Source organism: Pedosphaera parvula Ellin514 (assembly GCF_000172555.1).
Classification (GTDB): domain Bacteria; phylum Verrucomicrobiota; class Verrucomicrobiia; order Limisphaerales; family Pedosphaeraceae; genus Pedosphaera.
Genome location: NZ_ABOX02000011.1, coordinates 16,061 through 39,882 on the forward strand (window position 1 = coordinate 16,061; position 23,822 = coordinate 39,882).

The window sequence follows — 23,822 nt, forward strand, 5'->3', positions numbered from 1 at the left end:
GACTGCTGCCTCCAATCAAATTGAGGCACCACCTTAAAGGCCCCCATGCCGCGTCAAAAAGGTCCTTCCGGCTCTGCCAACGGAGTCAAAGGTTGACGCTTTAATTGCCTCAATTTCTGTTGCTGCACCAAAATGGCGAGGCGCTCTTCATCGCCCAAACCCGGCTTGCCGCTTTCCTGTGCCAGCACAGCCATTTGCCTTTCGATGAATTGATTGCGTAGCCTTAACACGATGTCATTCATCTGCTGCGTTGGATTTGGAATGGGCCGCTCTTCTGATGATGCTTCAGTGATCAGGCTGCGCATCTCTTCGGACTCACAATCATTGAGAAAAGTCGCCACTCCCTGCCATGTTCCTTGTGCATGAACCGCCAGCCGCATCACGGCGATTTGCCGCACCGTCAGGTGTTGAATCCAGTTGGGATCCAGATGCGCGTGAATCCAATCCATTCCTTCCTCTTGAAGAAAAATCAGCTTTAAAAACCAATGCTCCGGAGTGTTCAAGGGAACTTTGCTTGGCTTTATCTCGATCGCTTCTTCAACTTCAAGTGGTGTGGCATTTTTGGATCGTGAGGCCTTCCTGAATTCAGCTCGCACAGCCTCGGGAGGAACTCCCAATCGAAACGCTGTTTTTTGAGCGTAGGTATCGATTAACACGACATTGCCCGTCTTGTAAACCGCCTCCGCCATTTCCTGCAGGATAATGAGTCGCCCCTTGTCGCTGGCAACATCATTCGTTTCACAAAGCCGGTTCAGGTAATAGTCGAAAAAACCGCTCGCCTTTTTCACCAACTCCTTAAAAGCCTCGCCCCCGTATTCCTTGATAAAACTATCAGGATCGTGTGGTGCAGGGACTACCGCCACACGGATGGCCAACCCGCTGGCGAGCAAACTATCGAGCGAACGCACCGCTGCATTCTGCCCCGCATTATCCGAATCAAAGCAGAGCACGACCTCCTCCGCATATCGTTTCAAAATACGCGCATGATCCGCCGTCAGCGCGGTCCCTTGCGGTGCCACCATGTTCTGCACGCCTGCCATATAGCAGGCGATCAAATCAAGCTGTCCTTCGCAAACAATCGCGGATTGTGCCTCCAGCAAGGCTCGCTTCGATTTATCCAATCCAAAGAAAACTTTGCCTTTGGTAAATATTGGCGTCTCCGGGGAGTTGACATATTTGGCAGTTTTTTGATCCCCTGAAAGCACCCGCCCGCTAAAACCAATCACCCGCCCCTGTTCATCACAAATCGGAAAAATCAACCTTCCTCGAAACCGATCGTAATAATGATCCGATCCTTCCTTGCGCAATATCAATCCCGATTGCTCCATGACCACCGGATCAAATCCTTTGCTCCTGGACCAGTTAACCGTGTCCTCCCAGACATCCGGCGCATAGCCCAGGCGAAACAGTTTAATCGCTTCTTCGGTAACACCGCGTTGTACAAGGTAATCACGGGCAATTTGTCCGGCTGCTTCATTGGCCAGCGCACTCTGCCACCGCTGGGTGATTTGCTCGTGGATTTGCAGGAGCACATCCTTTAAATGCCGACTCTGTTGCTGCGCGGGATTATTGTCCATTTCCAGAGGAATCTTGGCGCGTTCAGCCAGCCTTTTTACAGCATCCGGAAATGGAATGTTCTCGTACTCCTTGACGAAAGTAAAAACGTCGCCACCCTTATGACAACCGAAGCAATGAAAAATCTGCTTATGAGGATTGACGTTGAAACTGGGAGACTTTTCCTTGTGAAACGGACATAGCGCTACGAAGTTCGCCCCAGCCCGCTTCAATGGAAGATAGGAGCCAATGACATCTACAATATCACTGGCAGATCGAACTTGCTCTCTGGTTGCTTGCGAAAAAAAGCCGGTCATGGAACAAAACAAATCACTATTTCAACACAGTGATCTGTTCTATCCCTAAAACGTGCTTATGGCAAATCCTCTCTTCGCTTTAAGTTCTTGGTTTCTGGAGGAGTAGACTTAATCAGCAGAAACTCCGCATTCGTTTTCACCAACTTTCCCAAATAAGAGCTTTTAAAAACTTCCTGCTGGACCGTGGAAAGATCGGGAAAAAAGGTGCTGCCATAAACATCCCTTTGGAATGCGTCATACTGCGCGATCTCCTGTGGACTGTAAAATCTGGCGTTGAGGAGTGCCAGGCCAGCCATGAGTATGCATAGAAATCGGATCACCCCGCCTATCATCCCCAAATAATATTCACTCGCACCAAACATGTTGCTGCCCACCAATTTGCCTCCTGCACCTTTTTTCAGGACAGAAAAGATGCACTTAACCACGATGGCAATTGTTATATAAACAGCAATGTAGCTGGTCCAATGGGCAAACGGGCAGGAATCACTCAGCATATCTCCTAATCGCTTATAAAAGAGAGCCCCTACAGCCACAATGGCCATCCATTGAAACATCACCATCATTTCTCCTGACATACCGTGCTTCCGGCCTTTGTTGATGCCCAACAAGACCACGATTACCACGGCGATATCAAACCAGTTGATTGGAAGGTTCAGCAGATTCATATGCTCAATATTTGGACACTTTACTTGTGCCCATGATGTTGTAAGCAGGTTTCTGGCCAACTTTCGACTTACCCCCTCCGGCAGTCAGTCGGTTTAAGGATTATCCCGTAACCAGTAGCGGATGGCTGTGCCTTGGGAGTTCTGAGGATCCAGTTCCAGCACCTTCACATAGTGTGGTCGTGCCGCCTGCGGTTGATGCAACTGGTCGGCGTAAAGATTAGCCAGAACCAAATGGGCCGCTGCCACATTGTTCGCTGGTTCATTTGAACCGCACGCCAGCGCTTTTTCGAGTTCCTGGGCAGCATCAATGATGTAACCCGATTTCTTTAGCCCCAGTGAGAAGTTAAAACGCGCACTAAATGCGTCTGGCTTGATGGCTAGTGCGTTTTCATAGGCTTGTAACGACAAGCCCATCTCCCCCACCTCGTAGGCAGTCAGTCCGAGGCTGGATTGCGCTTCAAAGTAACTCGCGTCTGCTTGCACCGCGGATTGATACGAAGTTTCCGCATCCTTGGTGCGACGATCCCGCTGTGCTTGTGCACCTCGCGCTACCAATCGCTCTGCCTCAGTCCGATTTCCAGCTGTCGGTTTTTGACGGGACTTATAGCTGTACCGCGGGTATGAAACCGTGGCATAGGTTGGTGAAGTCGTTTTGGACACGGCTTCAAAATTGCTGGACACTTGCGTGGATGAATTCGTTTCCGGGCTTTCTCCGGCTGTTTGCGCCCTTCCCGTGCTGGCGCTCTTAGGTTCGTGCTTAAACAAATTCGCAGGATTCATTTTTTGCAGAAAACCATGTTTCTCCTGCTGCTTCGCCGTTAACGCTGGAACCGTTGCTGTTGCCTGCGTTCGCGCCGGAGCTTCTGGAACCGCTTCGGCAGACTGCCTTTGTGGTGAGGCTGTAACATCCTGCGCCGGTTTAACCGTGGGAGCTTCGGCCAATTTTACCACCTCAGGCTTTACCATCCTCTCAGGTTGTGATGCTGGCGGTACAGGAACAGTTTTATTGGTGGGAGGCGTATTTGCGACTTTTATGGAATTGGTGTTCACTTCAGACGTCCTGGCGGCGTTGGTAACCACATTCGCCACCCTCACCGGATTCGAGGCCACCGGTTTCAAATTGTTTGTTGCCGAATGCACAATTGCGGTTTGGACATTCGTTGCTGGATGTGCTGTGGGCGTGAGTTCCAGTTCCAGGTCTCTGGCCGCGCTGTTGGCAACTTCCCAATTTGCCGGCCGCGGCTTCAGGGCCAGGTATTCCCTATATTTTTGTAACGCAAGTGGCCGGTTATTTCGATACGTTTGCTCGACCACCGCCAGGTTCAGCAAAGCCGGAGCGTAATTTGGCTGCAGCCGCAAACAGGCATTCAAATAATTCTCCGCATCGGAAGGTCGATTTTTCTGCAGGTAAACAAGGGCAAGATCATTTAGCACTTCCGGGTTCTGTGGATTCATCCGTAGCGCTTCGTTAAAACTTTTCTCGGCAGCCGCTGTCTCACGCAGTCGGTGTTGCGCAGTCCCCAATTTCACCCAGCCGTCAACAACGTTATTCTGACGTAACGTGAACGCTGTCAGTTCATTCCTGGCGAAATCCGGCCGGTTTTGCTCCAAGTACAGGCAGCCCAGGTTGTAATGAACCATAACCAGATCATGGTTCAGCCCCAGCGCCTTTTGGTAAGCATCTACGGCGTTGGCTGGTTGTCCCCCGTACTGATAGGCCAAACCTAAATAGTTCCAGGCATTGGCATTGGTGGATAGCAGCGTGGTCGCCGTCTTTAACTTTTCAATCGCCTGCCCATATTTTCCTTCATCCAGCAGGCGTTTCCCATCCAGCAGCGCACGCGGCCCTGCCGGGGTACATCCTGTAAGGACAACCGCCGTAAACATGGCGACGAACACCCCAAGATAGCTCCCGAATCGCTTTTTGTTGGTTAGCATTCAATGCAGGTGGTAACATTCGCGCCTTGACGTGTCAAGAAACGCACGGTTTATAACGTTTATGTTTTGGTTATTTTCACGAATAGTCATATTTTTATCGATTCTGCTTTTGCTTTCTCAGGCACAGGCTCAAAATCTCTTTTCCTCTGCTGACAGAAAGACAACCAAAGCGCGCGTAGTCATAGTCCACGACCCCGAGGCCACCGAGTCTTTGCAGCCAATTCCGGAGAGAATTCGAAGCCTGCTCGATCAGGGGATTACCAATGTGACGGGTAAAGCCACCGTGAAGGCGGCCTGGCTGAGCCTTATCTCCACTCAGGATATCGTCGGTATCAAGGTCTACTCGACTCCCGGGCCGAACAGTGGCACTCGCCCAGCCGTGGTTGCTGCGGTTATTCAAACCCTTTTGGAAACCGGATTACCTGCCACAAACATTATCGTGTGGGATAAGCGTTCTGTGGATTTACGCCTTGCCGGTTTCTACGAATTTGAAAAGCGATTTGGCATTCGGGTTGCGAGCAGTGTTGAGTCCGGGTACGATGAAAAAACTTTTTACGAGACTGCCCTTATTGGGAATCTGAGCTGGAGCGATATGGAATTTGGCAAAAAAGGACCTGGCATTGGCCGGAAATCCTACGTTTCCAAGCTGGTCAGCCAGCAAATGACCAAAATCATCAACATTACTCCATTGATGCACCATAATCTGGCTGGTGTGTCCGGCAATCTCTACAGCCTCGCCCTCGGTAGTGTGGATAATGTTCTTCGCTTTGAAACGGACGCTGATAATCTATCCCGCGCCGTTCCGGAAATCTACGCGCTGCCTATCCTGGGTGATCGTGTGGTTCTAAACATCGTTGATTCACTCATCTGCCAATATGATGGCGAGGAAAAAGGACTGCTGCACTATTCATCAGTTCTGAATGAACTGCGGATCAGCAAAGATCCCGTGGCCCTGGATGTTCTCTCGCTCCGGGAAATTGATCGCCAACGGCAGTTGGCCGGAGTCCCCGTCCTCAAGACGAATCTGGAACTTTACGTCAATGCATCGCTTCTTGAGATCGGTATAAGCGATCTCAAGAAAATCGAGACGGACAGGCTTCACTAGTCCCCTGTTAGGGCAACAGCACCACGCGGTAGAACTTCTGATTGTTCACGCCGGAACTGTCCACCTTGGTAGCTGTGTTACTCGTCGCAATCACATCCCCTGAAACATCGCTCCAGTTTCCCGTTATGATTGTTTTGGATTGCAACCGGTATGTTCTCCCGACAGTTGCATCCCAACTGATCATCACGTTTCCGCCAATCATCGAAACATTGCGAACACTGGGAGGCATGCCTGCTGGTTGCGAGCAGGAGGTGCAGACTGACCGCGCAGTGGTGATGTTAAGAATCCATCCCTGGCTCATGCTACCACTGTCTCCGCTGGTCGAATCGTCCACGTACAATGACCAGATACCGTTAGGACTCAGTCCTTGAAAGACAGCCAAGGCGGATCCATACGGTCCCGCCGGCGCCGGCGTCACAAGATCTCCAAATCCCCCGCTCGTGGGCGTAAAGGTTCCCGATGTAAGCAGGCCGGATGTGGGTAACTGATTAGTCGCATCGTCATCAATGGTTAGATTCACTGCGGTGCTCGGAGAACTTCCGTTCCCGCTCAGCAAGAGCGCACTTTCGCCACTCGGGTGAACCAACAGGGCATCAATGTCGCCCGGGAAGGTATGCGTCAACCCACGCAGAGTAGCGGTTACTTTGCTCACCGCTCCAGTGATACCAGACACTGTAAGATTCAGGGGGTAAATGGTTGATTTGCCAATCGTGCCACTGCCGGGAATGCGTATGTACGAGAGGTTGGTAAAACTAAACGTTGTCGTAACCAGTTTGCCCAGTCTGAAGTTGGCTGACAAATCCCCCAGGTCGTTTGTTCCATCCCGGAAGTGCACTGTGGCTGTAATGTTTGAGCCGCAGGTGCCACTGGCCATGAAAGCAAACGATTTTGTAGCAGTGCCGCCTTTTCCCGGCACACTGCCATAAGTTTGTGGTGCACTCGGATTGAGCACCCCACTGTTGCTCTGCAAAGTTCCAATCAGATTGGTGGTATCCACACCACCTATGTTTTTAATATTGAAGTTTATGATTACCGCTTCATTCGGATCGATTGCATTATTTGTGACGTCACACACCTCCAACGCCAACGAAGTCCCGTCCAGGGTCAGGAAAGGTGTGTTTGCACCAGGAACCAGGTTGAAGTTGCCATGGGAAATATCGAAGAAAATATTACCTGCCGCTTCCACTCTGATCCTCGCCTGAGTACTCGCCAGGTTCGGCAGGAAAATATCTTCCGTCCCATCGTTGGGTGTGTTGGTGGCTAGAACAATAGGAAATGACAAACCTCCATTGGTAGAGAGCAAAATGTTTACATTGGCAGCATTGATCGGCGAAGTGGCAGTACCCGCAACGTCCCAGGTAACCGTCTGAAGCCCCGACCAGGTCACTCCTGCAGCAGGTGCTGTAACCTTGAACGGCCCTACGTTGGTAACGACCGTGACCTGCATACTTCCCGAGTCCACTCCTCCGCCCCCGGTGCGATTATCTCTGACAGACACACGAAACGTCATTGTCCTGCTTGTGGTTGGCAGTTTCTCTCCAAGGCTGCTCGTGCCGCTTAGAATACTGGAGAGCTTGGGGAAGATGCGAGATGGATTGTTTGTCGGATTGAAAGATCTGAAAATCGGGCTACTTCCGTTGTCTGGCGCGCTCAAAGCGAGTGCAGGACCAAGATCGAATTCCTCCCAGCAATAGGTTAGCGCATCACTGTCCGGGTCGGTTGCACTGGCCGTGAGCATAAAAGGTGTGTTCCCCGGAATTTTGAAGGAAGGCCCTGCGTTGACAATAGGCGAATGATTGCCTGTCGCAGTTGTGACTGCACAACTATTTCCACCGCCCGCAGCGGAATACGCAAATATTTCATCCAGGCTGATCACATGAAAATAAGGATCACTGTGCGGTTGCAAATCATCAGCACCACAGATACCCGCATAGGCCATGATGGTGCTCCCACTGCCCGGTTCATACGCGGTGCCTGTATTGCGGTTTCCCCCGCCACACGATCCTGCCACACTGTTGAACGGATGATTCGCTCCGAATTGGTGGCCCATTTCATGCGCCACGTAGTCGATATAAAAAGCATCACCAATGGGAGCGGACAAGCCAGTGACTCCCTGCGCCTTCCGGGAGCTATTACAAACAACCCCCAACCCCGCAATGCCACCACCACCTGTACTAAACACATGGCCAATGTCGTAATTCCCATTGCCGATCAGACTATCTACTTGTGTTTGATTCTGTCCCAGCATGACGCCACCATTATTGTCGGTATAGGGACTGGTAGCTGCACTGGTGCAAACGAGCAGATCATTATTTGGTATCAGGACTAACCGCACCGCCAGTTCCGTTTCGTAAACCCCATCCACGCGGTTGATCGCAGTTACAATGGCTGCCATGCCCGCCTGCACATTTGGCGGATTTGGCAAACTCTGGAATTTCACATATTCCACATCTGCCGCACAAGCCAGTCGGTAGGTGCGCAGTTGCGTTCCAGATGCGCGTTGAAGGGCTGTCGTCCCCGGCATGCTGGAGGTACTCGAACCGCCATCCGATTGCGTAAAGCATTGAAAGCCATTCGTATCCCTCGCGTAATCCCGCTTGTAGTAACACGTATAGAGATTTGTCTCTCCTTTGGCATACGGATCGATGTAAACCGCTCCACGCGGCGACAACAACTGGGCATGGAAACCAGCAGGAGTTAAATCCATTCTGACCGTGGCTTGAGGATCATCAATGCCATAACCCACATAGGTTTTAAGCTCTGGAAACTTCGCCGCCAATTCCGGAGCCATGATGGGAGACTCCTGAATCACAAAATGAGCCAGACTTCCATCCGGCATTGGCAAGGTCATGATATTGGTTGTCGTCACCACATAGCCAACTTGTTCCTTTGGTGCACGATTCAATACATTGTGCAAAGAACTGTGGTTCAAATTGAATGCTTTGAAAGCGGAAGGATGAATCCACACATCACCTGCTGCCTGACGGCTTTGCGGCGGATTCTGAACCAGTTGCCATACATCATCCCCCGCGGAATTCTGGGCTGATATCGTAGCTGCCATGCTGAAGAATCCCAGCATGCAGAGCATCCTTGTAAAAATAGATTTAGACATTTTTTTTGTACCTTTCCTTCTGTTGCAAGCCGGGAAAATTCCGCTCCTTATTTGGCAGCCAGGGCAGACTCAATCGCCGTGGTCAATTCTGTAGAATCAGGCTTTACCTTGGAGTCATAGCGCTGAAGGATTTTACCTTCCTTACTGATCAGAAATTTTCCAAAGTTCCACTTAACTTCTCCCGGCACTGGCGAAGCCTTGCCAGTGAGCGCGGCATATAGAGGATGTTGCTCTGGACCTTTCACATGCAGTTTCTCGAAAAGCGGGAACGTCACGCTATATTTGCTTGAGCAGAACTTCTTGATTTCCTCTGCAGTTCCTGGCTCCTGAAATCCAAAATCATTACAGGGAAAACCCAAAATCACAAAGCCCTTCTCCTCGTATTTCTTGTACGTGGCTTCCAATCCCTCGTATTGGGGCGTAAAACCGCAACGCGATGCCACATTGACTATCAACACAACCTTGCCCTTATAAGCTTTGAGCGAGGTATCCTTGCCGTCGATGTCTTTTAATGGTATGTCGTAAAGGGAGGATTGTGCCTGCGCAGAAACAACAACCCCAAAAAATAATAATGCCAGCAATAGAAAGGTGAATCTCACTCGTGCATTATGGAAAAAACTTCGCGGTTGTCAAACTTGACGTTTCGGAATGCTTTTATTTGCCACCACTTATTACGCATGCGTATTACAGCGCGCTTTTACCCCTTAAACATCGCCAGACACTTTGGCCGTTGTTCTTCATGAATGTTCCTTCCATTTACATAATCATAAAAGCGCCTTGAAATAAATTTGTCCAGCGTCTCGCGAGTTGCGTGTTCGCCTGCGGAAGGAATGCTTTGGGTTAATGGAAGACCGAGTTCAGCAGCGTCCAGTGGAATAGGTTCTGATTTAATCTTCGCGTAAGACTTCTGGATTTATCGGAAATGCGTAAATCCCAACGGAACCAATGGATGGCAATTTTCACGCTCCGAAGCTGGCACAACGGTCTTCGAAAACAAATCGAGCGCCGCCCTCCATATGTTAGCGAATAACGAACTCCATTGCCATTACCAGTCGCCCCACGAGAATATTCGGCGCGCATCCCAGTATCACGACTGCCAATGCCAATACAGATATGGCAATCCTACTCGAGATGGGGACTGAGGTGATTTGATGGTTCACATCTCCAGGAACCACATAGATCTGTTTCAAAACTTGTAGATAATAATACAGCGATACTGCACTCATCGCGATCGCCAGGATCACCAGCCATAACAATCCAAGATTTTTCACCGCTCCAGCCGCTGCGGTGAAGAGATAGAACTTTCCAAAGAATCCGGCCAATGGCGGAATGCCAGCCAGTGACAGCATAAAGACCAGCATGCATCCTGCAAGTAACGGCTCGCGTCTTCCAAAACCGGCAAAATCAGAAATCTCCGCCTTCCCACTTTTTTCTTCCACTACTGCCACCACACCAAAAGCACCCAGCACCGTCAGCCCATACGTGATGACGTAATAGATTAGCGAAGTCATGCCCTCTTGAGTATTGGCGAGCAAGCCCAACAACGCATAACCTGCGTGGGCAATCGCTGAATAGGCCAACAATCGTTTCACATTGCTCTGAACAATCGCGGCCAGGTTTCCCACCACCAGTGAGCAAGTGGCCACGATCGCAATTACTGGCATCCAGCCAACCGCATATTGGTGCCATGCAGCGTTGCCGGGTGCATGCTCGAACGCTTTCATCATCACCCGGGCAAAGATAAAGAAACTCGCCACCTTCGAACCCGAGGCAATCAACGCCGCACTGGGCGTCGGCGCCCCCTGATAGGCATCCGGTGCCCAAAGATGAAATGGCACCGCAGCGACCTTGAAACCAAAGCCAATCACGGTCATGACAATGGCCCCTAATAATAAAGGGTCCAGCTTCTGTCCCGATAAGTTCGCTGCAATTTCGAAGAAGCGCGTCGAACCGGATACACCGTAAACCAGGCTTATTCCGAAGAGGGTAAAAGCTGCCGACGTTCCACCGAACAGAAAGTATTTGAGCGCCGCTTCCGCCGATTGAATGTTCCGTTTGTTGAATGCAGTCAGCACGTAAAGCGATAAACTGGTCAGTTCCAAGGCAATGAAGACCATCAACAGGTCCTCCGCACTGATTAAAAACAGCATTCCAACCGTGGCCAGCAGAATAAGTGCAAGGTATTCCCCGATGTGATCGGTAAAATTTGACTCCATCGAGAGAATGGTCGTGAATATTGCCATGATCAAAACGGCGGTCTTCACCAACCGCACCAACAAATCATCCGTATACATTCCGACTAACAACGAATGAGTCCCACCGTCAAGCGCGGCATGAGGAGGCAAGTTCATGCTCAGCAACCAGGCAATTGCGGCAACGCAGCCCACTCCGGCCAGAGCCGCCCCGATCCTAAACCGATATCGGTGCGGCTTTTCTCGCATAACAAGTAAGTCACTCGCTAAAACGACCAGAGCTGTGATGCTCAATATGAATTCCGGAGCGACGAACTTCAGTATTTCGGAGTAGGAGTAGCTGAAACCGCTCACAGCCCTGCTCCTTTCCTCAGCCCCTCAAATAGCGGCGAATCAAAACTCGGCCCGATCAGATCCAGCAATAACTTTGGATAAATTCCAATTACTATCGTAATACCCAGGAGGATGGCCGCCCCCAACCGCTCAGGAACTGAGATGGTCGGTAAAGGATGGGTCGCTTCACCCGCTTCACCCTCGATGGCCGGCGTGGGATCGTTGAAGAATGACAACTGCAACACTCTCAATGTATAGGCAACTCCCACGAGCACCCCAAATCCTGCCAACACAGCATAGACCGGAAATGCTTTCCAGGCCCCAATGAGCACCTGCAGTTCCGCTGCAAAACCACTGAAGCCTGGCATGCCCATCGAGGCAAGACTGGCGAGGGCAAAGGTGCAGGCGGCAAACGGCAAAGCCTTGCTTAATCCCAGCTTTTTCAGCACGGGCAGCTCGCGCGTGTGCGTGCGGTCATAAACCATCCGTCCAACCACACCGAATAGCAGCCCGGCTATGATTCCGTGCGAGAACATCTGCAATACCGCCCCACTCCACCCAATGGTGTTCAACGTCAGCAAGCCCAACAGCACAAATCCCATGTGACTGACACTGGAATAGCCGATAACAAATTTGAAATCCTTCTGTACCAGCGCAACCATCGCCCCATAAACAATTCCAATCACCGCCAGCAACCCGATTACGTCCTTCCAAATCGCCAATCCTTGAGGGAACAACGTCATCGCCACCCTGAGTGCCCCATAAGCTCCCAATTTCATCACCACTCCCGCCAACAGCATCGATGCCGCCGTCGGTGCTGCAACGTGGCCCGTGGGTGCCCAGGTGTGAAAAGGCCAGAGTCCCGCGAGAATCGCGAAACCCACAAACACCAGCGGAAATGCCCAATGTTGAAATGATTCCGGAAAAGCATATTTCGCCAACTCCAGCAGATTCATGGTCTTGACGGGAGACATTACATAAGTCGCCACCAATCCAATCAATACCATCGCACTGCCAAGGAAGGAGTATAATGCCAGCTTCATCGCTCCATATTCCTTGTTTGTCGATCCCCAAATGGCGATGAGAAAATATTTCGGAATGATTGCCAGTTCGTAAAAGACGAAAAGCAGAAACAAATCAAAGCTCAGGAACACTCCATATACCCCGCCTATCAATGCGAGATAGAATGCAAAGAACTCCTTCGCTCGATGCTCAATGTTCCAGGAAAATAGAATCCCCACCACTGCGGCAATTCCCGTCAACAACACCAAGGTTAAACTGATCCCATCCGCTCCTAAAAAATATTCAATGCCCAACGATGGAACCCATGGCACCTTCGTTATGGTATCAATCTCAGTTGGAGCCTTGTGTTGAAGAATACCAGAGATCCCGCCCAACAACCCAAGCACCGCGGCCAGCAACGCAACCTTGCGCGCCGCGCGAACTGCCCCCGCCGGCAGCAGCAACAGTACGAACACCCCGATAAATGAAATGTAAATGGTCCAGGCCAGCATCGCGTCTTTCTAATACTTCATCAAATCCACCATCTGCATCACGGTCGTGTTGATTTTTCCAATCACAATCTGCGGATAAATTCCCATCACGAGCATAAGCGCCGTTGCAGGTAAAACCAACAAACACTCCTTCAATGTAAGATCCGGCAAGCCAGCCCACTTGGCATTGAGTGGTCCGTTAAAAACTCGTTGGATGATCGTGAGCAAAAAGATGGCCGTGACCAACAATCCGATGACCGACATTGCCGTCGCCCAGGTCACGATTGGAAAAGAACCTTTGAAGATCAGGAACTCGCCAATAAACCCATTCAGCCCGGGCAATCCCAGCGAAGCAAAAATGGAAATACCCATTAAGCCGCAAAAGACAGGAGCCACCCTGCGCAGTCCGCCAAATTGATCCAAATCACGCAATCCCCCGCTCCGTTGTTCCAGGAAACCTATGAAACAAAACAAAATGGAGGCAGTCAGTCCGTGATTGAACATTTGCAACATGACACCATTCATTGCCGCCGCCTTCTCCAGGTTCCAATGTGCGTCACTGCCAGTAAATTTCGCGAAGGCGAACACCCCCAGCAGGCAGTAACCGAGATGGTTGATGGAAGAATAGGCAAAGACTTTCTTTAGATCCTTTTGCACAAACGCTGAATAAGCCGAAAACACAATGGTAATTACCGCCAACCACAACAACGGAGTCATTATGATCCTCATCTGCTCGGGAAAAAACGGCATCAAAATGCGAATAAATCCATAGACGCCCATCTTCGACATAGCACCCGTCAGCAACATCGTTGTGCCTGTCGGTGCCTCAGCATAGGTCGTCGGCAACCATGTATGGAACGGGATCAACGGCACCTTTACTGCAAACCCTAGAAAGATACCTGCGAAGATGAAGAGCGGGAATTGCCGGCTATTCAAACCATAAACGCCAAGGTTCAGATTGAGCATGGACGCCAGTTCACCGGTATGTCCTTTCTCAGCCAACTGCACGAAATCAAACGTGTGGGCAGCCAAATAGATCGCCAAAAAGGATAGGAGCATCGCGACACTTCCAACCATGGTATAAACAAAAAATTGCGTCGCTGCCGCACTCCGATTCGGCCCGCCCCAAAGTTTGATCAAGAAGAATGCCGGCACCAGGCTGAGTTCCCAAAACAAAAACCAATGAAAACAATTGAGTGCGGTGAAGGTTCCTAACAAACCCGCCTCAAGAAATAACATCATCGCAAAATAAATCGGTACCTTCTCTGAAATCCTCCACGAACTCAGCATGGCCATCGGCGTCACCAGGGCGGTGAGCAGCACCATCAGCAGCCCCAGCCCATCCACACCAACAAAGTATTCTGCACTGAAGGAAGGTATCCATGGATGCCGCTCTACGAATTGGAGATCAATGGCACTCGAGTCAAAGTGTATCCACATCACCGCAACAAGCACCAGCGAAGCCAGACTGAATCCTAATCCCAGACATCGCGCCAACCGCTTGCGCTCCGCATCCAGCCCCACCAACATGATCGCGCCGATCAGCGGGATGAAGGTGATTGTGGAAATCAGGGGAAATCCGTTCATGATGATCTGCACCCCCAAATCAAAACCAGGACCAAAACGACGAGTGCAATACCGATCACTCGCAAATAATTTTGCACCTGGCCGTCCTGCAGCCGGGAAATCCATCCCCCGGCCTTTCGGATATCCCGGGAACCTTCATCAAAACCCAGGTTGATGACATAGTCGTCGACAAACTTGTTCAACCACGCCAGACCAATTACCAGAAAACTGACCGCCACCACGGCAAAGTTGAAGACCCAATAATCGACCGTGTCACAGAATTTGGCAAACCAGGCGTTGAACCGGATGATCGTGTAATCATAAAAATCATCCACATAGAATTTGTTTTGCAGCAGAGTATAAATGTCGGGTTGCACCCGCTCGAGAAAATCCTTTTCGTCCAGCGACGCCATTGGTTTGCGGCCATAAAGCCACCACCCAATATATATCCCGGTGAGTGCGACCACGCTTGATACTAAAAGTATCCAGCCTTCTTCGATATTCAAGAGGGACCGAAAATCCAGTTTGGATTCATCCCCGAGCAAAAATGATTGGAACCATGGCCAGGCAGGAGTTCCAAGGAATCCCAGCACGATGGCAAAGGCCGACAAAATAATCAAAGGCCACGTCATTACCGCCGGACTCTCGTGGGGCACCAATTCGGGCTCGAGGTTATGTTCATGACCTTCCGAGTCACCTGCGGTGTGGTTCGCAAAAGGCGCAGGCTTCGCACACGTGGTCGCTCCGCGATAACTTCCGAAGAACACATAACACACCTGCCGCGTCATATAGAAGGCAGTCAGCAGAGCTCCAATAATCCCCAGGTAATATGGACCTCGCGAAAGCGGCCAATCGTGTGCTGCGCTGAGGATGGCATCCTTGCTCCAGAAACCGGAGAAGAAAATTGGCACTCCCGATAATGCCATCATGCCAATTGCATATGTCGCAAAAGTTATCGGCATGAACCGTTTCAGGCCACCCATCCTGCGAATATCCTGTTCCTCGTGACATCCGTGAATGACCGAGCCAGCTCCCAGGAACAGCAGGGCTTTGAAAAAGGCGTGTGTAATCAAATGAAAAATCCCCACACTCACGCCTCCGGTGCCAAGTCCCATCATCATGAACCCAAGTTGTGAAACTGTGGAATAGGCAAGAATGCGTTTAATATCTGTCTGCGCCACGGCAATGCACGCGGCGAAAACAGCAGTAATTGCTCCCACCCAAGCCACCGCTGTTAAGGCAGCAGAACTTCCCATCACTCCAGCAGCACTCGGATTCAACAACGGATAAACACGCGCAATCAAAAACACACCTGCGGCCACCATCGTCGCCGCATGGATCAAGGCACTTACCGGTGTGGGACCTTCCATCGCATCCGGCAGCCAGACATGCAATGGCACTTGACCAGACTTCCCAATCGCTCCGCAAAAAATTAACAAACCAATCCCCGTGGTAACGGCCATGCCCCCGACTGTCGTCCTGCCAACCAATTCTCTCAGGACCGAGTTTTCCAAACAACCCTGGCCATGATCGTAAAAGAGCAGCGTGCCAGATTGTGAATACAAATAGAGGATTCCCAAAAAGAAAAGCACGTCTCCAATGCGGGTCGTAATAAATGCCTTTTTCGCCGCTGCCGCTGCGCTCGGCTTTTGATACCAGAAACCAATCAGTAAATACGATGCCAGGCCCACTAATTCCCAACACATGAAAAGCAGCAGCAGATTATTGGCGATCAATAAACCCAACATTGCCGCCGCGAACAGGGAAAGAAAACAAAAGAACCTTGTGAAATTTTCATCATGCGCCATGTAACCGACGCTATAGATAAAAATGAGCAGTCCAACAAAACTGACCATGACCAGCATAATTGCGGCCAGAGGATCCAGCACCCATCCCAACCGCAAGCTACTTTCACCGATTTGAAACCAATTGAAATTATATACCTCATGGAAGTTCGGTGCCGAGCTTGGGCGTCCCAAAGTGCTGGCAAATGCTATGCAGGACAAAAATAGCGCCCCAACCATGGAACCAATCGCCAATGCACTCGCGAATCGCCGATACGGCTGCTTCGTCAGCGCAGTCACTCCCGCCGCCATTAGCGGCAGAACCGGAATGAGCCATAGGTTTTGGGCAATCCAACTCATTTCATCCCTTGAGCGAATCCACCTTCGTCAAATCCACCGTTCTATAATGTCGATAGATGGCAATAATCAACGCCAAACCAACCGCCGCTTCTGCTGCGGCCACGGCAATCGAAAAAATGACGAACATCATCCCGGTCAACGCCTCCGGATTTGGACTGAAACGCCAGAAGGCAATGAAGTTCAAATTTGCGGCGTTTAACATTAGCTCGATGCCCACCAGGACCAGAATGGCGTTGCGCCGGATCAGCGCTCCTGCAAGGCCGATCGAGAACAACAAAGCTGAAAATATTAAGTAATAAGAAAGTGGCGCCATTGGTTAGCCGTTAGGTTTTCAAGTCTTTCATCAATTCTGATTGAGGAGTTGTTCCCGGGACCGGGTGTGAATCATTGCCGCGCAATTGTAAACCAGCTTTCGTCTTTTCATTCATCGCGATGATAACGGCCCCGATCGTTGCCACAGTAAGCAGTAATCCCATGGCTTCCAATGGCAGAACAAAGCGGGTCATAAGTTGATCACCAATCTGCTTCACCGTCGGTCCCGGCTTTTCTGGCCACCCACGTTGGGCTATGGGACTGGAAGCAATCAACCTGATCATTACACCAAAGACAGCTACTGCGATTGCAATTCCTACAATCCATGAACGGGAAATGACCGGTTGCGGGGCTTCGCTGCTGCGGGTTAGCAAAATGGCAAAGACGATTAAAATGGCGACAGCACCAATGTACACCAGGATTTGTGCAAATCCTACAAATTGCGCATCCAGTTGCAGATACATGGCTGCAAGCCCGGCGAAAGTAATCGCCAGACTTAACGCGCAGTGCACAAGATTGCGCAAGCTCATTGCGGCAATCCCACTTACCAGCGTCAACGCAGCTATGATGGCAAAAGTAATTCTCATTTAACTCGCAAACCGATATGTCCGATGTGTCACCTTTTTCTGTCCTACCAAAGAGCGCCCCAGCCAAATGTACGGAATCGCAATCATGGCGGCGCACAAAATCCATCGCCCGACACCTCCTGCTACAGTGTCCCAACCGGACGTGAAATGCCAAATGGCTGCAACAAATAAATTAATCAGTGACATCGGCAGCAAAAATTTCCAGGCAAAGTTCAGAAGCTGATCCACCCGGAGACGCGGCAGCGTGCCACGAATCCAGATGAAAACGAAAACCAATGCCAATAGCTTCAAGAAAAACCAGATGTATGATAGCCAACCTTCCAAAAAAGGCAGCGGTGCGTGCCACCCGCCTAAAAAGAGTGTTACTCCCAATCCACTCACTGCAAACATGCCCAGGTACTCGGCTAAAAAGAACAACGCGTATTTAAATCCGGAATACTCGGTCAAATGTCCCGCAATGATTTCCGATTCAGCTTCGGGAATATCAAAAGGGGAACGATTCGATTCCGCCAGCGATGAGATGAGGAAAATGATAAAGCCGGCAAAACCCCAAGGAGTGAATACAAACCAGCGTGGCAGGAAATGAAAGTGGTAACCACCTTGCTTTTCGACAATATCGACCAAGGACAGCGACCCCACGATCATGATCACGGAAACAGATGAAAGTATAAGCGGTATCTCATAACTGATCATTTGAGCAATGGCCCGCATTGCGCCCAGCAAGGAATATTTATTTCGACTCGACCATCCAGCCATGAAAACCGAAAGCTCCGTGGAAGCTCCCACCGCAAAGAAAAACAGAATTCCGGCATCCAGGTTGATCGGCACCATGTTCCGTCCGATTGGCAACACAGCATAAGCCAGCAGTGTCGGAACCAGCAGGACAACGGGCGCTAAAAAGTGCACAACCTTATCGGCGGAATGCGGAACAATGTCTTCCTTCGTCAACATCTTCAGGCCATCTGCCACAGGTTGAAAAAGTCCGACGGGACCAACCCTGTTGGGTCCGAGCCTGTTCTGTATGCGACCCAAGACTTTTCGCTCAAGCCAGGTGGTAAGTGCGAACAATCCTGCAAAAACCAAAATGATCGGCACGATGGATAACAGGACCGAGATGAGTGGCTGCAGCACATCAGGAAATACCGAAAGAAACTCGGCTTTCGAGTCAGGCTGGTCTGAAACCACCTTCCAAATCATCAAAAACAATCCCCTAAAAAAATCCCCAATCATTTTGATGGCGCTCGTTCAGGTGGTGATGTCCCGGGAGATGCAGTCGTTGCCGCAGTTGCAGCCGCCGCTTTGGCTTCAGCATCAGCCTGTGCCTTTGCGTCTGCCTTCACTTTCTCGGCCTCAAGGCGCTCATCGACCTCCGTTGCCTCGGTCGAATGAATCTTGTGATAGTATTGGTTTGATTTCGCGAGTTGTTGCTTATTGAGTAACAATCCTTGAAACCGGTCTTCAGTTGCGAGCTCAAACTTCGTATCCATCTTGATCGCTTCAAACGGACAAACCTCCACACAAATCTGGCAGCTCATGCAAACCGAAACATCAATATCAAATACTTTCGGCTGAATCTGCATCTTGCCCATGTAGTCGGGCTTCTTTACCGAGTCTTTGATGATGTAGATGCATTTCGGCGGACACTCCTTTTCACAAATCTGGCAGGCCACGCAACGAAGCCCCTTCATCGGGTCTTCACCGTCATAAACGAGAAACGGAAAATTGCGCGCATTTTCCTTGGGCGGAACTCTTTGCTCAGGATATTCGACCGTTACGAGGCGCTCAGGGTCATGATAGCTGCCGACGAAATTTCTCGCCGTCTCCACCATGCCTTTGATGATTCCTTCGCCGAGCATAAAATTTTTATCGATCCACTTCTCCCAATACAATATCCACACTACCCAGTATAACTACAACGTCCGCCACCGATTGCCCCAAACACATATCTTCCAGCACTGTTAGATTAATCAAGCTGGGCGGACGCACCCGATAACGGTATGGGTTGGGCGAACCATCGCTGATGAGATAAAAACCCAGTTCACCCTTTGGCCCTTCGATGCGACCGTAAGCTTCACCTGCTTTTGGGCGAAACCCGCGAATCTTCGCCTTGGGATCCATGATTGGCCCTGCAGGTATATCCCGCAAAGCTTGATCCAAAATCTTCACCGACTCCCGCATCTCCAGCACGCGAACCATGTAGCGATCATAAACGTCACCATGATCTCCAATCGGAACGCGAAAATTAAAGCGGTCGTAGATTCCGTATTTGTCAACTTTGCGAATATCATAATTGACACCACTGGCGCGCAACATCGGACCCGTGATGCTTGCGTTAATCGCTAATTCGGCTGGCAACACACCAACGCCCTGAGTCCGCGATACCAGAATTTCGTTTTCGGTGAGCAACTTCTCGAATTCGTCGAGAAAACGCGGGAAATTTTTCACCGCCTGCTTTGCCTGTGCCAGCCACTCCGCAGATGGATCAACCCTGCACCCACCAAAGCGCATGTAATTGCACATCATACGCGAGCCGCTGAGAGACTCAAAGAGGTCCAAAATCGTTTCCCGCTCGCGGAACGCATACATTAACGGCGTACCAAGTGCTCCCATATCTTGCAGCAGAAATCCCACCAGACAGGTGTGATTCACCAACCGGGTAAGTTCAGCGGTAATGATGCGAACGTATTCCGCCCGTTCAGGAGGCTGCAGTCCGGCCAACTTTTCCACGCTCAGCGCATACGCCCAGTTATTTGTCATGGAACAGAAATAATCCAGGCGATCGGTATAAGGCATCGACCCAAGATAAGTTGTGCTTTCGGCGATCTGTTCGTGATTACGATGCAGATAACCGAACACCGGCTTGAGCTTTACCACCTGCTCCCCATTAAGCACCACATCCATGCGAAAAACCCCATGGGTGGACGGATGCTGTGGTCCCATGGCAACCTCGAGCAATTCTCCATCAGCAGGGTTTTCCGCGCTTTTGGGCAACAATGTGTAATTGGGCTGCCCCGCACCTTCCGGCATTATCACCGGCGGAAAAGAGCCACTCGCAGCATCCAATTCATTTGTTGTGTCTGCTCTCATTACTTTGCATCTGCTGGATAATGTTCCTTCGCCCGCTCCAACACTTCGTCATGGGGCGTCGGCTCATACTCAAAATCGTCCGGTGCCACATAATCCTTGCGCATTGGATGATCCGCAAAGCCTTCCCACATCAACAGTCGGCGCAGATCGGGATGTCCATCAAAGACAATTCCGTAAAGATCGTAAATTTCCCGCTCCTGAAATTCTACCCCCCGCCATATTGGGGTCAGCGATGGGAGATGGACTCTGTCAATCCGATTCCCTGTGCGCAGGCGAAAGATCAATGGTCCATGCTTCAAAGACATCGAGTATAGATGATAGACTGCTTCAAGGTAGCCAGGCCTTTTCTTCTCTACAGACTCCTCAACTTCCTTTTCCACGCCGTCGACCAATCTCTTTACCTTCACTTTTTCCTTGAGCACCGCATCCAACCAATCCACACCGGTGACATTCGACGCGTAATCAAATCGTAACTGCGGATCAGCGCACAGAAACTTCGCGACCGCGAAGGCGTGCTCGTGATCGAGCAGAAGCGAGCGTTGATTGGATGGGCTGTCATTCGGAACAATTTCCAATCGAGCGCCCGGCACAGCAGCTTCGATCCGGCTTTTTATTTGTTCCAGGGAATCCATTGGTTATCGTTTCACTCTATCAGTGCTTATTTTCGGACAATTTCCATTGGTTTCCACACCGTCGGATTGTTCGCTGGCTCAAGATCATGCGCACCAAACTTGGGAACCGGAAATTCACTTGGGGCTTCTGGATCCAGGTGGCGTGGTCGATTTGGGCCCGTCAACTTCTGTGCATCGATCTTCCTTTGCAGCGCCATGAACGCCTCGATCAAAGCCTCCGGTCTTGGTGGACATCCGGGGATATGCACGTCGACAGGAATAAAACGATCAATTCCCTTCAGGACGTTATAGCCCTGTTTGAATGGCCCACCTGAAATCGCACAGGCTCCCATGGCTATCACGTACTTCGGTTCGGGCATCTGATTGTAAAGACGCACAACCTGCGGAGCCATCTTCTTGGTCACGGTGCCGGCAACAATCATCAGGTCGGCCTGTCGCGGCGACGGACGAAATACCTCCGCACCAAACCTTGCCAGGTCATAACGAGCCATCGTGGTTGCAATCATTTCAATCGCGCAGCAAGCCAGTCCAAATTGCATTGGCCAGACCGAGTTTTTCCGTCCCCAGTTGTACAACGCTTCCATGGAGGTCGTGAAGATCCCCTGCTTGCTCAATTCATTGCGCAGTCCTTCGTCCATGAATACTAGCTCAACTCACTTCCAACTCAAAACGCCTTTCTGCCAGGCCCAGACCAGCCCTTCCACCAACAGGAGCAAAAACACCACCATGGCGATGAAGGCACCAATCGGCAGACCGGTAAATGAAACCGCGAAAGGCAGCAAAAAAATTACCTCCACATCGAAAATAAGAAAAATAATCCCATAAAGATAATACTCTGACCTGAATTGCACCCATGCATCCCCTTTGGCTTCAAGACCGCATTCGTAAATAGCGTTCTTATCAGGTCCGGGCTTTTTTGGTGAAAATTTCTTTGACCAGACCCACGCGGTAAAGAGAGGTGCAACTGCAAAGAGAACTGCTGCGATGAGAAACACAGCAATGAGTAAGTAGGGATTATAATCGACAGCCATAAATACCGACCCACTTTGTTACTTTTTCACAAGCAACGGTAATTGTTGCAAATCAAGGAGTCAAGAGTCGCAGGTGCAATTCAACTTGTGACCGTGCAGCCCGGAACTATTGAGAATCTGTTCTGCGGAGACCTACGGAATGAGCGATGTCGTCAAACTCTTCCCGGCTGACTTCCTCAAGCTTTTTCCCTTTCTTAGTCAGCTTCTCATTAATTTTGATGACCTTCTCAGTCATGTCCTCATGAGTTTCCTGCCCGCCGCCAACGAGAGCAAAATTAGGGCCGGTCGTAATGCGTTTGTGGCCATCAGAATCCAACCCAACACCCAAAATCATGGCCTTCGGTGATTTGTTCTTCTTTGACGAATTCGCCATGTAAAAAAACGTAAAGCCTTATTTCAGAAAATACAAAGCGAAAAGTTTTCTTTGAAAACCCGGAGAAGGTTCTCTACGGGCGGAATTTAGGTGAACTCTCAGGTAAATGCGTGCGAACAACTACCTGGCACCAACTGTGCTCAAGCGATGAAAAGAACATGAGTGTCTCTCTGATTACAGGCTTCTCGAAGCCTCCATCAAAGAGTTATCGAACCAACACCCTGCTGCCCGGACGAAAGTTATGCTCGAGGATTAAAATGCGATATTTTGCCGAGTTGCTCCCAAACTTTTCTCTCTTCATCAGAAATTTTATCGGGGACTTCAACACGTGTTACCACGATCAAATCACCGTTCGTTCCCGAACGTTGCGGGAGACCACGTCCTCGAACACGAAACTTTTGCCCGCTTTGCGTCCCAGGTGGAATTTTGATATTTACTGTTCCATCAACCGTGGGAACTGAAAGATTCGTTCCCAACACCGCTTCCCAAGGCGCAAGATCCGCCTCATAAATGAGATTGTGGTCTTCCACCTTGAAATCCGGATGCTTGGATAACCGCACTTTCAAATACAGATCGCCCGGAGGACCGCCATTCAGCCCGGCTTCGCCCCGTCCCGGGATTCGCAGGCGTTGTCCTTCTGTCACTCCAGCGGGAATTTTTACCTGGTAGGTTTCGGTCTTGGTTACGTGCCCGCTGCCGGAGCAGGTTGGGCAGACGCGTCCATTTTTTTCGCCCGTACCTCCGCAGGTCTCGCACGGAACCGCCCGACGCAGTGAAATGGAACGAACCGAGCCGCGCATGGCTTCCTCGAGCGTCACCATGATCTCGCCCTCAACGTCCCGGCCTTTCTCCGCCAAATTCTCACCGGCGAATCCGCCACGCCCCCCAAATCCGCCACCGGCATCACCTCCACGGCCACCGCGCATTCGGGAGCCAAAAAGTTGCTCAAAGAAATCACTGAAGCCGGTGGTACCACCAAATTCAAAATCGTACTCCTGCCTTTGGCCAGCTCTGCCGCCTCCGCCAAAAGGCGTGCCTTGCTGCTGATACTGCCAGCCCGGCGGAGGACGGAATTCGGACCCCTGCTTCCAGTTGGGGCCAAGTTCGTCATACTTCTTGCGCTTGGCGGAATCGCTCAGCACCTCGTATGCTTCGTTGATTTCCTTGAATTTTTCCTCGGCTCCTTTTTTGGTCTTGGCCACGTCCGGGTGGTACTGGCGGGCGAGTTTGCGAAATGCTTTTTTTATCTCCTCGTCACTCGCACTGCGAGGAACTCCAAGAACTTCGTAATAATCTTTGAATTGCACGGCCATAATTTCCCAAAGCAATCTGCTGGACTTCGATTACGACATGAGTCGTATCAATTCTCCAGCAAAAACGT

Annotated in this window: 20 protein-coding genes; 1 reads left to right on the forward strand and 19 read right to left on the reverse strand. The window is 50.6% G+C overall.

From position 1 onward, the window contains the following. Positions 1-53: 53 nt before the first annotated feature. From dnaG to CFLAV_RS10620, 3 genes are all read right to left on the reverse strand, one after another. A complete protein-coding gene (gene dnaG / locus CFLAV_RS10610) occupies positions 54-1,871 on the reverse strand; it encodes a DNA primase (protein WP_007414710.1) in 1,818 nt (605 codons plus the stop codon). A gap of 56 nt (positions 1,872-1,927) precedes the next feature. Continuing rightward, entirely contained in the window at positions 1,928-2,536 is a 609-nt protein-coding gene (locus tag CFLAV_RS10615) for a CvpA family protein (protein ID WP_007414711.1), read from the reverse strand. A gap of 93 nt (positions 2,537-2,629) precedes the next feature. Beyond that, a complete protein-coding gene (locus CFLAV_RS10620) occupies positions 2,630-4,474 on the reverse strand; it encodes a tetratricopeptide repeat protein (RefSeq protein ID WP_007414712.1) in 1,845 nt (614 codons plus the stop codon). Positions 4,475-4,535: 61 nt separating this feature from the next. On the opposite strand from CFLAV_RS10620, the gene CFLAV_RS10625 reads away from it, so the two are divergent. Beyond that, a complete protein-coding gene (locus CFLAV_RS10625) occupies positions 4,536-5,579 on the forward strand; it encodes a DUF362 domain-containing protein (protein ID WP_007414713.1) in 1,044 nt (347 codons plus the stop codon). Positions 5,580-5,586: 7 nt separating this feature from the next. On the opposite strand, the gene CFLAV_RS32165 is transcribed toward CFLAV_RS10625, so the two are convergent. From CFLAV_RS32165 to CFLAV_RS10710, 16 genes are all read right to left on the reverse strand, one after another. Then, positions 5,587-8,691 carry a reprolysin-like metallopeptidase gene (locus CFLAV_RS32165; RefSeq protein WP_083808853.1) on the reverse strand — a complete coding sequence of 1,035 codons (3,105 nt, stop codon included), beginning with the start codon at positions 8,689-8,691 and terminating at the stop codon, positions 5,587-5,589. A gap of 47 nt (positions 8,692-8,738) precedes the next feature. Next, on the reverse strand, positions 8,739-9,290 hold the full coding sequence (locus CFLAV_RS10635; protein WP_007414715.1) for a glutathione peroxidase: 552 nt from the start codon (positions 9,288-9,290) through the stop codon (positions 8,739-8,741). Between the two features lie 420 nt (positions 9,291-9,710). Then, positions 9,711-11,237, reverse strand: coding sequence for an NADH-quinone oxidoreductase subunit N (locus CFLAV_RS10645; protein ID WP_007414716.1), 1,527 nt, complete (start codon positions 11,235-11,237; stop codon positions 9,711-9,713). Next, the gene (locus tag CFLAV_RS34570) at positions 11,234-12,730 is read right to left on the reverse strand and encodes a complex I subunit 4 family protein (RefSeq protein WP_007414717.1); all 1,497 of its coding nucleotides are present in this window, start codon (positions 12,728-12,730) and stop codon (positions 11,234-11,236) included. The genes CFLAV_RS10645 and CFLAV_RS34570 overlap by 4 nt, the downstream gene beginning before the upstream one ends. A 9-nt stretch (positions 12,731-12,739) precedes the next feature. After that, positions 12,740-14,296 carry a complex I subunit 4 family protein gene (locus CFLAV_RS34575; RefSeq protein ID WP_007414718.1) on the reverse strand — a complete coding sequence of 519 codons (1,557 nt, stop codon included), beginning with the start codon at positions 14,294-14,296 and terminating at the stop codon, positions 12,740-12,742. Continuing rightward, complete coding sequence (gene nuoL, locus CFLAV_RS10660) at positions 14,293-16,419, reverse strand: NADH-quinone oxidoreductase subunit L (protein WP_007414719.1); 2,127 nt, start codon at positions 16,417-16,419, stop codon at positions 14,293-14,295. The genes CFLAV_RS34575 and nuoL overlap by 4 nt, the downstream gene beginning before the upstream one ends. Position 16,420: 1 nt before the next feature. Beyond that, positions 16,421-16,732 carry an NADH-quinone oxidoreductase subunit NuoK gene (gene nuoK, locus CFLAV_RS10665; RefSeq protein WP_007414720.1) on the reverse strand — a complete coding sequence of 104 codons (312 nt, stop codon included), beginning with the start codon at positions 16,730-16,732 and terminating at the stop codon, positions 16,421-16,423. A 10-nt stretch (positions 16,733-16,742) separates the two neighbouring features. Then, positions 16,743-17,318, reverse strand: a complete 576-nt coding sequence (locus tag CFLAV_RS10670; protein WP_007414721.1) for an NADH-quinone oxidoreductase subunit J family protein — start codon at positions 17,316-17,318, stop codon at positions 16,743-16,745. Then, positions 17,319-18,548, reverse strand: coding sequence for an NADH-quinone oxidoreductase subunit NuoH (gene nuoH / locus CFLAV_RS10675; RefSeq protein WP_007414722.1), 1,230 nt, complete (start codon positions 18,546-18,548; stop codon positions 17,319-17,321). It abuts the gene before it with no gap. After that, the gene (locus CFLAV_RS10680; RefSeq protein WP_007414723.1) at positions 18,545-19,174 is read right to left on the reverse strand and encodes a 4Fe-4S dicluster domain-containing protein; all 630 of its coding nucleotides are present in this window, start codon (positions 19,172-19,174) and stop codon (positions 18,545-18,547) included. The genes nuoH and CFLAV_RS10680 overlap by 4 nt, the downstream gene beginning before the upstream one ends. 7 nt (positions 19,175-19,181) lie before the next feature. Then, a complete protein-coding gene (locus CFLAV_RS10685) occupies positions 19,182-20,258 on the reverse strand; it encodes an NADH-quinone oxidoreductase subunit D (protein WP_040548049.1) in 1,077 nt (358 codons plus the stop codon). Positions 20,259-20,404: 146 nt separating this feature from the next. Next, positions 20,405-21,037 (reverse strand): NADH-quinone oxidoreductase subunit C, encoded by a 633-nt coding sequence (locus CFLAV_RS10690; protein WP_007414725.1) that lies wholly within the window; start codon positions 21,035-21,037, stop codon positions 20,405-20,407. A gap of 26 nt (positions 21,038-21,063) precedes the next feature. Next, positions 21,064-21,675: an NADH-quinone oxidoreductase subunit B gene (locus CFLAV_RS10695; protein WP_007414726.1), complete on the reverse strand. Its 612-nt coding sequence runs from the start codon at positions 21,673-21,675 to the stop codon at positions 21,064-21,066. 15 nt (positions 21,676-21,690) lie between these two features. Further along, positions 21,691-22,068, reverse strand: a complete 378-nt coding sequence (locus tag CFLAV_RS10700) for an NADH-quinone oxidoreductase subunit A (RefSeq protein WP_007414727.1) — start codon at positions 22,066-22,068, stop codon at positions 21,691-21,693. Between the two features lie 106 nt (positions 22,069-22,174). Beyond that, on the reverse strand, positions 22,175-22,441 hold the full coding sequence (locus CFLAV_RS10705; protein WP_007414728.1) for a hypothetical protein: 267 nt from the start codon (positions 22,439-22,441) through the stop codon (positions 22,175-22,177). A 239-nt stretch (positions 22,442-22,680) separates the two neighbouring features. Then, positions 22,681-23,754 (reverse strand): DnaJ C-terminal domain-containing protein, encoded by a 1,074-nt coding sequence (locus CFLAV_RS10710; RefSeq protein ID WP_007414729.1) that lies wholly within the window; start codon positions 23,752-23,754, stop codon positions 22,681-22,683. Positions 23,755-23,822 lie beyond the last annotated feature (68 nt).